Source organism: Pedococcus bigeumensis (assembly GCF_006438965.1).
Classification (GTDB): domain Bacteria; phylum Actinomycetota; class Actinomycetes; order Actinomycetales; family Dermatophilaceae; genus Pedococcus; species Pedococcus bigeumensis_A.
Map to the genome: position 1 here is coordinate 571221 of NZ_RCZM01000003.1, position 13458 is coordinate 584678.

A 13458-nucleotide genomic window follows, 5' to 3' on the forward strand; every position below is an offset into this window, starting at 1 on the left:
CCTGACGACTCGTCAGGTGGCCAGGCTCTGCAGGACCCCGGACAGGACAAAGGCCGGGTGTGGCTCCCCCCGGAACCACACCCGGCCTTTTCGGCGTAGACCCCCCGGTCCGCCAACCCCAGATCCGCCGCCTCGGGAGACGCCCCTCCGCGTCTCCCGCAACTTCGGATCCAGTGATCTCCGTTGTCCACAAGAGTGCCGGGAGGAGGTATCGCCCGGCATCGGTGAAACCACCGATATTCGTCAGTAGGTATTCGATAGCCTGAGCGGGTGCTGACTCCGTGCGTGGGTCGCGACGACGTTCTCGATCGCCTCCGACTTCTGCTCAGCAGCAACCGCTGGGTGACCCTGACCGGGGCTCCCGGGTGTGGGAAGACGCTCGTGGCCCGGCACACTGCCAGCGCCGCAACGCCCGTCGTCTGGGTCGCCGGCCACCACCACGCCACAACCGAGTCGCTCGTCACGGCCTGCCTCGACGCCCTCGATGCCGAGGTGGCCCCCGGTGACTCTCCGACCATGGCGCTCAAGCGCGCTCTCGACGGTCGGGACACCCTGCTGGTGCTCGACGGGGTGGACGCGCTCGAAGGCCTGGGCGAGATCCTCAACGACCTGGTGGAGGACGCCGACGGCTGGCGGCTTCTCTGCACGGCGACAACAGTCGCCGGGCGCCCCCACGAACGCGTCGTGCGGATGCCGCCGCTGCCGCTCCCATCGCCGAGGCAGCCCCTGGAGGGACCCGCCCTGGAGCTGCTGCTCGCTCGAGTGGCCGCGGCGGGTGGACACTCGGTCGACCTCGAGCAGCATGACGCCCTCCTGCGGCGACTGCTCGGCGCGAGCGGTGGACTCCCGTCGCTCATCGAACAGCTGGCCGTCCAGATCGCCCTCATCGGGGTCAGCGACGTCTCGCCGGCTGCCTCGCTGGCCGAGGCCGTCCGTCGTTCCTACGACCTGCTCGACGCCGAACAGCAGCAGTGCTTCAGGCGGCTCGCACTGATCGGCCGACCCGTTGGACTCGACGTGCTCGCGGACGTGTGCGGAGTCGGCCGTCCGCAAGCGGTCCAGCTCGCTGCGGCGCTGGCCAGGCGCAGCCTCGTGGAGGTCGGCCCCGACGGCAGGTTCGACATGCTGCCACCGATGAGGGAGGTCGGCTGTGCCCTCGCCGAGGCCACCGACGATGCGCAGCAGTCCCTGACCGGCCTGCTCACCTGGGCCGACCGGGTCATCCCGCAGGACGTGAACGCCGGTTCGGCGGACGCTCCGTTCCTGTCCCAGCTCGCCCTGGTAGCCACCGCTGTTCGCCAGGCGTGTGCGGTCGAGGCCACCCGGCCGCGGGGTTACGCGCTCGCCAACCGCGCCTTTCCCTCGTTGTCGGCGGCCATGCGGGCCCGCGAAGCCCTCGACCTGATGGATGCCGCGCTGGCCAGCGGCGACGGGCCGCCCATCATCGGCTCGCAGCTGGCCCGCAGGGCCGGCATCTGCGCCTCCGAGGTACGCGGCACCTACGAAGGGCTTCGTCTGCTCGACCGGTCCGAGGAGCACGCCCGCGCCCTCGGCGAACCCATGCGGGACGTCGAGCTGGCCCGCACCGCCGCGATCCGGGCCGAGATGCACCTCGACGCCGGCGACCTCGTCTCGGCCCGCGCCGATGCCAAGCGGACCCTCGCCCTGGGCGGCGACGACCCCTACGTGATCCGTCAGGTGCGCCGCACGCTGATGGATGTCTGCGTCTCCGCCGGCGACTTCGGGGAGGCCGAGCAGCTGGCTGCCCTCATCGTGGACTCTCCGCCTCCCGACGAGGTGTGGATCGCGCTGTCCGCCCGCACCCTCCAGGCCAAGGTGGCCTGGGAGCAAGGTCGTCTGGTCGAGGCGGCCTCCTTGGCGCTCTTCGCCCGGGCCCAGGCGCAGGAGATCCGCGAGGACCGCATCGCGCTGCTCGCCGACACGGTGCACCGGATGGTCGCCGGCGGTCCTGGCCTGAGCGTGGACGCCGAGACCCTGCCGTGGGCCGTGCGACTCACGGTGCAGCTCCAGGACGCTCGCGAGCTCCTGGCCATGGGTGACATCAGCCGCGCCGCGGGTCGTGCCGCCGACATCGTGGTGCTCGCCGACAGCAGCAAGCTGGGGCGCGACGCGGTCGAGGCCCGGCTTCTGGTGGCGGACGCCCTGATGAGTCTCGGAGAGCCCGTCCAGGCGCAGGCGTCCTACCTGTCCGTCTTGCGCCGTGCGGTCGAGGTCACGATGCCGCTGCGAGCCGCGGACGCACTCGACGGGCTGGCGGCCATCGCCGCCGAGTCGGGCACGACGGCATACCGGCCGGTTGCCGGGGCGGCGGCAGCGCTGCGCGTCAGTCGCCGCGCCGTGGGGCGGGACCGTCCCGGTGTTGTGTATGCCGCGGGCGCGCTTCGTGACTGTCCCGCCGGGTGGCTCGAGCGGGGCCAGTTCACCGCGGACGGTGTCGCGGCGGTCGCGGCCCTGTTTGCCGGGCGCGAGCCGGCCGAGTCGTCGTCGTCACCGTTGCGAGTCCTGACCAAGGCCGAACGTGGGGTCGCCGAGCTCGTGGCCGAGGGACTGACCAGCCGGCAGATCGCGGAGCAGCTCTTCGTTTCACCGCGCACGGTCGACGCCCACCTGTCGCACATCTTCCGCAAGCTCGAGATCGCCTCGCGGGCCAAGCTCGCCGCGTTGATGGTCGAGATCGCCTGAGCCGCCAAAAGCTCCGGGGCAACCGGCGCTGGTCGCGGCTCCGAACAACTCCCGTGCAGGACCTCACCTATCGAGTCGTCATCGGGCTCTGCCGCGCCCTGTTCCGCGCGTTCGGTCTGCGGATCACCGTGTCCGGTGCCGAGCGGCTGCCGGCCGCTGGTGCGGTCGTCGTGGCCGCGAACCACAGCAGCTTCCTCGACTTCATGTTCGTCGGGCTGGTCGGAGTGCGACGCGGCCGGCTCGTGCGGTTCATGGCCAAGGAGTCGGTGTTCCGGTCGAGGCTGTCGGGCCCGTTGATGCGCGCCATGAGCCACCTCCCCGTCGACCGCGCGCACGGTGAGCTCGCGGCCCGGCAGGCGCACCGGGCGCTGTGGGCCGGTGAGGTCGTGGGGGTCTATCCCGAGGCGACGATCGGCCGGGCGTTCGTCGTCAAGGACCGCGAGGACTTCCGACGGGGGGCGGCCTACCTCGCGATCGCGACCGGAGCGCCGCTGGTCCCGGTGGCGCACTGGGGCATCCACCGCATCTTCACCGTCGACGGCCGCTACTCCCTGCGGCGCGGCAAGGCGGTCGAGGTGGTCGTCGGTGAGCCCCTGGTGCCGCTCGCCGGGGAGACCGCGGAAGCCCTCACCGTCCGACTGCACGACCGACTGGCCGAGATGGTCGACGAGCTCGTGGAGCGCTATCCGCAGCCACCGGCCGATCCCGTGAACGCCTGGTGGTGGCCGGCATCCCGCGGCGGTGCCGCCCCCACGCTCACGGTCGCACGAGCGCTCGACGAAGCAGCCGTCAGCAAAGCCGACACCCGACGGTGAAATGGGGCCAGTTGGCCCCGTTCCCGCGGCGCCACGGGTATGCCGCGGTGCTGGGTGAGCGGTTGGCTCGACGTCAGGCGACGGGCTGGGGCTCAGGGTCGGGGGTCGGCTCGGGCTCGACGGCGTCGGGCTCGGCCGGCTGGCCGTCGTCGCGGCGCTTGACCGCGGCGAGCAGCATCTGTGCGACGTCGACGACCTCGACGTCCTCACCCTTGCCTTCGGACTGCGCGGCGGTGAGGCCGTCGGACATCATGACGCGGCAGAACGGGCAGCCGATGGCGATCCGCTCTGCGCCCGTGTCGATGGCCTCCTCGGTGCGGTTGGTGTTGATCCGGGTGCCGAGCTTCTCCTCCATCCACATCCGGGCGCCGCCGGCGCCGCAGCAGAACGACTTCTCCTTGGTGCGCTCCATCTCGCGCAGCTCGACACCGGGCAGTGCGCCGATCAGCTCGCGCGGCGGGGCGTAGACACCGTTGTGCCGACCGAGGTAGCAAGGGTCGTGGTAGGTCACCGTCGCGGCAGTGGAGGCCACGTCCTTGTTCGACGACTTGCCGGGGACGTCGTCCGGGCGGGCGACGGGGACCAGCTTCTTCTCGCGGACCAGGCGGTTGAGCAGCTGGGTGTGGTGCACGACCTCGTACTTGCCGCCGAGCTGGGGATACTCGTTCTTGATCGTGTTGAAGCAGTGCGCGCAGGTGACGACGATCTTGGTCGCGCCGACCTCGTTGAGCGTCTCGACGTTCTGCTGGGCGAGCATCTGGAAGAGGAACTCGTTGCCGGCCCGTCGCGCGGAGTCGCCGGTGCAGGACTCGCCGTCACCGAGGATCGCGAAGGTGACGCCGGCCTGGTCGAGCAGCTCGGCGACGGCGCGGGTGGTCTTCTTGGCGCGGTCCTCGTAGGCGCCGGCGCAGCCGACCCAGAACAGGTAGTCGACGTCGTCGGCGGACTCGACGTCCTGGCCGAGCATCTTGACCTCGAACGGCAGGTCCTTGGCCCAGTCGAGCCGGGCCCGGGCGGCCATGCCCCACGGGTTGCCCTTGTTCTCGAGGTTCTTGAACAGGCCGTTGAGCTCGTTTGGGAAGGCGCTCTCGATCAGCACCTGGTAGCGGCGCATGTCGACGATCGCGTCCACGTGCTCGATGTCGACGGGGCACTGCTCGACGCAGGCACCACAGGTGGTGCAGGACCACAGCACGTCCTGGTCGATGACCGCGTCGGGTCCGTGCGGGTTGTAGGCCGCGAGGGGGTTCCTGATGTCGTAGCCGGTGTCGCCCACCAGCGGCACCTCGGCCAGCTTCGCCGCGTCCTCACCGAGGCCCTCGCGCTCGGACTCGGTGGCCAGCAGCCACGGCGCCTTGGCGTGGGCGTGGTCGCGCATCGCCATGACGAGCATCTTGGGGGACAGCGGCTTGTCGGTGTTCCAGGCCGGGCACTGGGACTGGCAGCGGCCGCACTCGGTGCAGGTGGTGAAGTCGAGCAGGCCCTTCCAGGTGAAGTCCTCGACCTTGCCGACGCCGAGCGCGGCGTCCTCGTCCATGTCCTCGATGTTCTCGAAGTCGACCGGCACGCCCTTGACCTGCATCGGCTGGAGCTCGCCGAGGGAGGTGCGGCCGTCCGCGTGCCGCTTGAGGAAGATGTTGAAGAACGCGAGGAACCGGTGCCACGCGACGCCCATGGTGGGTGTGAGCGAGATGGTGATCATCCACGCGAACGAGATCAGGATCTTCACGGCCGCGACGACGACGATGACCTTCTCGAGGGTGCTCACCGAGGCTCCATCGAACGCGCCGCCGAGCCAGCCGGTCAGCGGGTAGTGCAGCGCGTTCGCGTGCCCCTCGGCGGTCGTGCCGGTGGTCCCGCCCTTGGCCTCCAGCGCGTACTCGAGGGCGCGCAGGGTGATGATGCAGATCGTCACGCCGAGGATGGTCAGCTCGACGTAGTAGGCCTGCCAGAACGTCGACCCGAAGAACCGCGAGCGACGGCCACCCTCGCCGGCCGCACTCCGCGGGTGGTTCTTCTGGCGGATCACCATCAGCGCGACGATGCCGACCATGCCGGTCCAGGCGAAGAACTCGGTGACCCACTCGTAGAGGAAGAAGTGGCCAATGATCGGCAGCGCGAAGTCCGCCTTCACCAGCTGACCGAACGCGTTGACCAGCGTGAAGAACAGCACGCCGAAGCTGATCATCGTGAACCAGTGCGCCACCGCCACGACCGGCAGCCGCGACATCCGGGTGTGCCCCAGGAACTCACGCAGCAGTGTCACCGTCCGGGTGCCCTTGTCGCCGGTGCGCGAGCCGTCCGGCTGGCCGAGGCGGAAGACGGACAGGAACTGCCGGATGACTCGTGCGAACAGGGCGATCCCCACCAGGGCGACCACTCCACAGACGACGAGCGCGACGATCTCGAGCGCAGACATGGCCGTCACTCTACTGGCCGGTAAGCGCCCGCTCAGCCCTCTGTGACCCTTGCCGCACGACTGTTTCCCGAGGTGGCGGCCCTGCGGATCCCACCGCCCCAACGCGACTTCGGCACGCCTGAGGTGGGGCCCCGCAAGAAACCGAACGATGGGCGCGCGTTGCCAGAAGGCATAACAATCTGTTGGAATACACATAACGTCTGGTTCGCTGAACAGGACGAACGTCCACGTCCGCGGGCACGGCACGCCGCGGCATACAAGCAAGGAAGTCCGCATGCCCATCTATGACGACGTCACCAAGCTCATCGGCAACACGCCCCTGGTGCGGATCAACCGGCTGATCGACAGCGACGCGACCGTCGTGGGCAAGCTCGAGTTCTACAACCCGGCCTCATCCGTGAAGGACCGCATTGGCGTCGCCATCATCGACGCGGCGGAGGCCTCGGGCGACCTCAAGCCCGGCGGCACCATCGTCGAGGCCACCTCGGGCAACACCGGCATCGCGCTCGCCATGGTGGGTGCTGCGCGCGGCTACAACGTCGTGCTGACGATGCCCGAGACGATGAGCAAGGAGCGCCGGGCGTTGCTGCGCGCGTACGGGGCCGAGCTGGTGCTCACCGAGGGCGCGCTGGGCATGAAAGGTGCGGTGGCCAAGTCCGAGGAGATCGCCGCCGAGCGTGGGGGCATCCTGGCCAAGCAGTTCGCCAACGAGGCCAACCCGGAGATCCACCGCAAGACCACGGCCGAGGAGATCTGGAAGGACACCGACGGCCAGGTCGACATCGTCGTGGCGGGTATCGGCACCGGCGGCACCATCACCGGGGTCGGGCAGGTCCTGAAGTCCCGCAAGCCCGGCGTGCAGATCATCGCCGTCGAGCCCGAGGAGTCGCCGATCCTCAACGGCGGCAAGCCCGGCCCGCACAAGATCCAAGGCATCGGCGCCAACTTCGTGCCCGAGATCCTCGACCGCGACGTCTATGACGAGGTCATCGACATCAACGCCGAGACCTCCGTGGAGTGGGCCCGTCGGGCCGCGAAGGAAGAGGGACTGCTGGTCGGGCTCTCGTCCGGCGCTGCGCTCGCCGCCGCCGACCAGGTCGCCCGACGTCCCGAGAACGCCGGCAAGACCATCGTCGTCATCATCCCGTCCTTCGGTGAGCGCTACCTGTCGACGATCCTCTTCTCCGACCTCCTCGACTGACCAGCCCGACAGCCCGACAGCCCGACAGCCCGACAGCCCGACCAACCGACCAAGGCCACACAACCCCTCTGCTGCAACGGAACCCGATGACCCTCGCTCTCTACGCAAGGCGCGCGCGCAGTCGCATCGTCGACGACCTCGACGCGGCGATCGCGCGCGACCCGGCCGCTACGTCACGGGTTGACGTCGCGCTGAATGCCGCTGGGCTGCATGCGATCTGGGCCTACCGGTTCGCGCACCGACTGTGGCTGCGTGGTGGGTGGACCAAGCCGGTTGCGCGGGTCGTGATGACCATGACGCGTTCGCTGACGGGCGTCGAGATCCACCCTGGCGCGGTGATCGGGCGCCGGTTCTTCATCGACCACGGCATGGGTGTGGTCATCGGCGAGACCGCCGAGGTCGGTGACGACGTGATGCTCTACCACGGGGTCACCCTGGGTGGCCGTTCGATGGAGCGGGTCAAGCGACACCCCACCGTCGGATCACGCGTGACGATCGGGGCGGGAGCCCGGGTCCTCGGCCCGGTCTACATCGGTGACGACGTCCAGATCGGCGCGAACTCCGTTGTCGTCAAAGACGTTCCGGCGGGCGCGATCGCCACCGGGATCCCCGCTGTTATCCGCTTCCCGCAGGGGCATGAAGACCCCTACGAGGCGATGTTCAAGGACCCCGCCCTCTGGATCTGACCCGGGTCGGGGCGCCAGTCGGTGCCATAGAGGCAGAACGCCCCCGCGGCGGGGTGCTCGGTCAACGTCGCAGCGAGGGCCTCCGAGGCGGAGCTGCCCCCGGCCAGGTGCTGGTGGTAGGCCACCATCGCGTCTGCAGCCGCAGCATCTGACACGGGAGCAACCGGCGCGACGACACTGCGCACCCCCAGGGCCATCAGCGCAGCGGTGAGTCCCAGGGGCTCATCGCCTGGACGGGGGTCGAGGCGGCCCACGTCGCAGGCCGACAGGACCACGTGCTGCGCTGCCGACTGCCGTGGCAGCTCGTGCGCGAAGACCGGGCCGTCGGCCATCAGCAGCGACGAGAACCACGGGCTCTGGCGCTCGTGGGTGCCATGGGCCGCCACGTGGACCACACCGTCGACGGCGAGCGCCTCGCGGACGGACTCCGCGGTCGCCGCCTCGTGGGCCGTCGCCAGCGCACCGACCTCGTCCCAGACCCTGGCCACGGCTGCTGCTTCCGCAGCGGCCCTGTGCAGCCTCGGTCCGGTGAGTGTGGTGACGCGAAGCTGCTCGGTGGGTGCAGGCTCGCCCGAGAGTAGCGGCCCGGACCACCGGGTCACCGATGGAGCAACGGTAACGGGACGCCCGGAGAGGCTGGGGAGCATTCCCCAGGGCGCGGCCATCAGGGTCCGCCCCGGGATCACGACGACCGGCCCGTCGGCCAGGTCCACGTCGGCAAACAGGCGCTGGTCGAGCGCGGCCACCGAGCCCGCGACAGCCCGCCCGACCGCTGCCTCGAGAGCCGGGTTGGTGCCGGCGAAGGCGTGTGCGTGCAGGTCGCGTGTGAGCCGGTCCGCCAGAGCGGCGACCTCGATGGCCGACCCGACGTGGTGCAACCGGGTTCCCCGAGGGGTGACGACGAGGACGTACTCCTCGCCGTCCTGGGCAACCCAGACGAGGGCCTGCTCACCGCGGGACCCCAGCAGCTCGCGTGCGGTCGAGTGTCCCACCGGTGCGATTGCCGCCCGGCCACCGTCCTGCTCGGCACGCGACCAGTCGAGGCGGCTGACCTCCCACTCGAGCTCGGTGGCGCGGGCGCGGTGCTGCGCTCCCTCGTCTCCGGCAGCGACGCTCTCTCGGCGAGCGTGGCGCAGCTCAGCCACCAGGGCTGCCGAGCGTTCGTCCTCCGGTGCGGACAGCGTCGGCAGGCGGTGCGACACCGCACGCCAGCGCTCTACGGCGTCGAAGACCTTGGTCGCCGATCCGCTCGCGAGGCCGTCGTTGACATCGAAGTCCGCGATCCGGCGCCCGTGCAGGGCCAGGGCCGCGCGGATCTCGAGGCTCTGGCTCGGCGCCTGGCGCTCGGTCAACCGATGCAATGCCGACCGGACCGCCCGGCGAGACCGAGCGCTGTCGCCTTGCGCCGCAGCCACTTTCGCGACCAGAAGGCGGTCGTGCATGTCGGCGGAGAAACCCTGTCGCACCCGCCCTCGGAGCCGTTGGACGGCATACCCGGCCTCGGTGAAGTGCCCACGCAGCAGCAGGGCCTCGACGTGCACGCGCACCGCGAGACGCTCGTCGGGTGTGACCGGCCGTTCGACGCCGAGCCACGGTGCGAGCGTTCGGTCGAGCCCGCGCGGGACGACCCCCTCGGTCACCGCAACCCAGGCGCGGAGCAGGGCAGCACTGCGCTGGCGCTCGCCCGCCCCCCGTGCACGAAAGGCCGCCACCGCCGCGTCGAGGTGGTCCCGCGCCGCCGAAAGGTCGTCGCGCAGCAGTGCGGTGGTGGCGAGGTCGAGCCGCAGGTCGGCTTCCTCGAGGCGGTGACCGTCGTGTCGCGCCTCGTCCAGGGCCCTGGTGAGGGTGACCCGGGCCTGGTCGAGCAGCCCGACCTCGAGCAGCACCAGCGCCAGGTCGTGCTGGGCCCTGACCCGTCCCACCTGCACATCCATCTCGTCGGCCTCGCGCATCAGGCGGATGGCTTCCGGCAGGTGGCCGGCGTAGTACTCGAGGCAGCCGAGGTTGTGCCGCACCTTGAACTGCTGGTTGACCAGTCCGTGCTCCGTGCTGATCTCCAGTGCGGTCATCAGGTCGGCGCGGGCGGGCCCGAGCTCCAGCAACGACAGGTGGGCTAGGCCGGCGTTGATGTGACCGGCCACCTGCTCGGCCGGGGTCAGCAGGTCCTGCGCATCGCCCACCCGGTCCAGGGCCGCCAGCGCCGCGCGCCAGTCCTGGCAGGAGACCTGGACGACCGCCTCCTGGATCCAGCTCAAGGCCCGCAACCGCGCGGAGTCGCTCTGGGCCCTGGAGTCGTCGAGCATCGTGAGCGCCTGGTCCAGGCCGTGCAGGGCCAGCGTCGGCCAGGCCAGGGTGATCAGCAGGCGCGCACGGGTCGCGACCCGCTCCTCCTCGTCCAGACCCTCCGACAGCGCGAGGGCACGGCGCAGCGCGCGTTCGGCATCGCGGAACCTGCCGATCTCGTTGAGGCTCCGGGCCCGGGCCAGCAGCTCCGCGACCTGGTGATCCGCGACCTCGATGGCGTCCCCTAGATCTCGATGGCAGGCGTGATGACCGGACGGCTCTGCGGGTCGTCGAGCCGTCGCATCACGAGGTGGATCATGCCGCGCTCGACGGACGAGAAGGTGAACCGACCCGCATCGTCGGTCGTCGTCTCCTGGGTCCGGGACCGCTCGCGCAGCTCGACGTGGGTGGAACCGGTCGAGACCCAGCCACTGAGCCGGGCGTTGCCGCCGTCCACGACCTCGATGGTGATCATGGCGCTGAGCTGGTCGCTGGAGAACGTGATCGTGCCGGCGCGGTCGTACTGCGTCGAGCGGACACCGGCCAGCTCTGCCGTCGTCGTGGTGATCTCGGCGATCTCGGCCTCGAGTGCGGCCACGGACATCGCGAACTTCGCGCGCTCCGCAAGCCCGCTTGGCACGGGGTCACTCGCCTGCACGACGGTGCGGAGCGTGGCGAGCACGCGCAGGTCCTGCTCGTCGATCTCGCCCGCCGCTGCCGCTTCCCAGTCCGGCCCGTCCCAAGCCTGCCCCTTCCAGTCCTGGCCGTCCCAGCCCTGGTCCTCCCAGCTGCCGCTCATGGCGTCGCCCACCCTGGGTCGCCGAGCAGGGCTGTTCGGAGCTTGGCCAGGCAGCGCCCGCGGGTGGGGCCGATGCTGCCCACCGGCATACCCAGGGCGTCCGCGACCTGTGCGTAGTCGGGTCGCTCCGCGATGGCGATCACCCGCAGCAGCTGCTGGCAGCGCACGGGAAGGTCCTTGAAGTGGCGCCACAGCAGGCCCTGTTCGGCGCTGCGCACGACGGCCTCGGCCGGCTCGTCGCTGGTCGCGGCGACATCCGGCATCGCCTCACCCATGTCGTCGCGGACGTCCTCGCGCCGCGACCGCTTGGACACCGCCCACGCCTCCCGGCGGGTGGTGGTGAGGAGCCACTTGAGCACCCCCTGGGGGTCGGTGATCCCCGACGCGCTCTGGACCAGGGCCAGCCAGGTGTTCTGCACGACGTCCTCGGCCTGCGGGCCGCTGAGCCCCTGGGCCCGCGCGGTGTGCCAGAGCAGCGCGGTGGTGCTGTCCACGAGCTCGGACATCGCCTCCGGTCGCCCGTCCCGGTAGTCGGCGAACGCGCTGGCTGCGAGCTCGGCAAGGCTGCGGGTGCCGCCCTCCGCGTGCATCACTCCTCGCCTCCCTCGATCGTCGCCAAGGCCTTGGTGAGGGCCTCGACCCGGGCGTCCGGATCGGAGTCCTCGCACCACCCGTCGCTGAAGAGGCTGGCCGCGATGTCACCGGCATACGCCGGCGCGGCGAACGAGGTGCCGCTCCAGAGGGCGAACCCGCTGGAGTAGTCGTCCGGGTCACACGACCCACGGGCCGGGTCCGCCGCCCCAGCGTGGTGCATGACGGACTGGAGGCTGCCGTTGAACGTGGTTGGCATCGTGCTCACCACCGCGGTCCCGCAGCGGTAGGCGCGGACCCAGTGCCCGGTGTTGGAGTATGCCGAAACCGTGGCACCGTCCGGGTTGTAGGCGCCGACGCTGGTCAGGGGCAGGTCGAAACCGCCGCTGGCCGCGAAGGCTGCGGGGTAGAACTCGTGGTTGGTGCCACCGTTGCCAGCAGCGGCCACCACGGCGACCCCGGTGCCCGCGAGCGCCCGAAGGACGCGGTAGAACGCCGGCTCGTCATCGAAGGACCCCGGCGTCTCGTGGTAGTAGCCGAGCGACAGTGACAGGACATCGATCGCAGGGCCCTTGCCGCGCTGGGAGTGGGCCAGCAGCTGCCGGACGTAGAGGAGGGTCAGCGTCTTGACGAGGAAGGCCTCGTCGGTGACGCCGTCACCGTGCATCACGGGCACGATCATCAGGGTGGCCTCGGGGCAGTGCTGCCGCACGACTCCCGCGATGAAGGTGCCGTGCCCGGCCAGCGGGTCGAGCAGTCCGTTGACCCGGTCCAGGGTACAGCCGGTCAGCTCGGGGTCGTTGGCCGGGTGGAACCGCAGGCCGATGGGGATGCTGTCGACGGTGACGTCCGTGATGATGCCCTCGGTGAACCAGGGGTGCTGACCCAGTCCGGTGTCGAGCAGCGCGACAACAGGGCCGGTCACCTCGCCCTTGGCATCGCCCTGCGCCACGGGTGAGGGACCTCCCCACACCACGGGGCAGCGCGGCGAGGGCCCGCCGCCCGGCATCTGGACGTCGTCGTCGCCGACTCCCGAGCCGTAACCCACACCGGAGCCGTACCCGACGCCAGACCCGTACCCGACACCCGAGCCGTACCCGACACCAGACCCGTACCCGACACCAGACCCGTAGCCCGAGGCCGTCACGATGTGACACAGGCCCACCGACTTGGCCGCCTCGCGGTCCTCCGCACGGAGTGTCTGCAGGATCAGCCAGGCATCCGGGGCCGCGACGGGACGGTCCGGCAACGGCCGGAACTCCACCGTCGTCGAGACCGCCAGGTCGACGACGTCGCCGAGCTCGTTCTGCTCGATCAGCGCCTCGAACCGTTCGTCCCGCTCGGGCTGGACGTAGTAGCCCAGCCGCTCGGCGATCGCCGACAGCGCCGTGATCGGACCATCGGCAGAACGGTTCGCGAGCCCGCGCACGAGCAGGCGGTTCCCGGCATACAGGGTGGGCGCAAAGGGGTCGTCGCCGTCGAGGCGCACCGCCTTCGCGGGGTCGAGCGTGCGCACGTCGAGGCGCTGCGCCGCCGAGCGCGGGATGGCAACCCAGGGCGCGGGTCCGGGCCCAGAGGACGGCGGGGGGGCTGATGCGGCCATCGGTTCTCCTGAGGTCGTGCCGACCACGCGGTGCAGTGTTCAGCGTAGTGAGGGAATGCGTCATCTGACAGGAGAACGTCACGCGCCGGCTGATACCGGACAGCCCCGAAAACTTGCCCGCGAAATCTTTTCGCCGGCGATGTATCAGGAGCCCTGCACCCGACTCTTCTCCGTTGTCAGACCTGGTCGGGGGACCGAGGAGGACACAACGGAGAGGAAGCCTCATGTCGTACAGGACCTGTCGCAGGAGGCGGCAGGTGCGAGCGACCAAGGACCGCTGGGCACAGGGGTGCCAGCGGACTGGACGGCAGGTCGTGGGGGCGCGCTGCCGTTCCGCCCTTCGGGGCGCGTCGCCGGG

9 protein-coding genes are annotated in these 13458 nt (G+C 70.5%); 4 read left to right on the forward strand and 5 right to left on the reverse strand.

Going from position 1 to position 13458, the window contains the following annotated elements; translation table 11 throughout:
- The first annotated feature begins 270 nt into the window (after positions 1-270).
- Together EAH86_RS11205 and EAH86_RS11210 are read left to right on the forward strand one after the other, a co-directional pair.
- Positions 271-2703 (forward strand): LuxR C-terminal-related transcriptional regulator, encoded by a 2433-nt coding sequence (locus EAH86_RS11205; RefSeq protein WP_140740549.1) that lies wholly within the window; start codon positions 271-273, stop codon positions 2701-2703.
- A gap of 53 nt (positions 2704-2756) precedes the next feature.
- A complete protein-coding gene (locus EAH86_RS11210) occupies positions 2757-3518 on the forward strand; it encodes a lysophospholipid acyltransferase family protein (RefSeq protein WP_140740552.1) in 762 nt (253 codons plus the stop codon).
- A gap of 73 nt (positions 3519-3591) precedes the next feature.
- Here the strand turns inward: EAH86_RS11210 and EAH86_RS11215 are convergent, their stop codons facing one another.
- Complete coding sequence (locus tag EAH86_RS11215) at positions 3592-5937, reverse strand: (Fe-S)-binding protein (protein WP_140740555.1); 2346 nt, start codon at positions 5935-5937, stop codon at positions 3592-3594.
- A gap of 274 nt (positions 5938-6211) precedes the next feature.
- On the opposite strand from EAH86_RS11215, the gene cysK reads away from it, so the two are divergent.
- The gene (gene cysK, locus EAH86_RS11220; RefSeq protein ID WP_140740558.1) at positions 6212-7138 is read left to right on the forward strand and encodes a cysteine synthase A; all 927 of its coding nucleotides are present in this window, start codon (positions 6212-6214) and stop codon (positions 7136-7138) included.
- Positions 7139-7224: 86 nt separating this feature from the next.
- Positions 7225-7824 (forward strand): serine O-acetyltransferase, encoded by a 600-nt coding sequence (gene cysE, locus EAH86_RS11225; RefSeq protein ID WP_140740562.1) that lies wholly within the window; start codon positions 7225-7227, stop codon positions 7822-7824.
- Here the strand turns inward: cysE and EAH86_RS11230 are convergent.
- The 4 genes from EAH86_RS11230 to EAH86_RS20545 all read right to left on the reverse strand — a co-directional run bounded on the left by EAH86_RS11230 (position 7785) and on the right by EAH86_RS20545 (position 13100).
- On the reverse strand, positions 7785-10127 hold the full coding sequence (locus EAH86_RS11230; protein ID WP_140740565.1) for a CHAT domain-containing protein: 2343 nt from the start codon (positions 10125-10127) through the stop codon (positions 7785-7787). The genes cysE and EAH86_RS11230 overlap by 40 nt on opposite strands.
- A 224-nt stretch (positions 10128-10351) precedes the next feature.
- Positions 10352-10906, reverse strand: a complete 555-nt coding sequence (locus tag EAH86_RS11235) for a hypothetical protein (protein WP_140740568.1) — start codon at positions 10904-10906, stop codon at positions 10352-10354.
- Positions 10903-11496 (reverse strand): RNA polymerase sigma factor, encoded by a 594-nt coding sequence (locus tag EAH86_RS11240; protein WP_140740571.1) that lies wholly within the window; start codon positions 11494-11496, stop codon positions 10903-10905. The genes EAH86_RS11235 and EAH86_RS11240 overlap by 4 nt, the downstream gene beginning before the upstream one ends.
- On the reverse strand, positions 11496-13100 hold the full coding sequence (locus tag EAH86_RS20545) for a S8/S53 family peptidase (RefSeq protein ID WP_161988634.1): 1605 nt from the start codon (positions 13098-13100) through the stop codon (positions 11496-11498). Before EAH86_RS20545 ends, EAH86_RS11240 begins: the two co-directional genes overlap by 1 nt.
- Positions 13101-13458 lie beyond the last annotated feature (358 nt).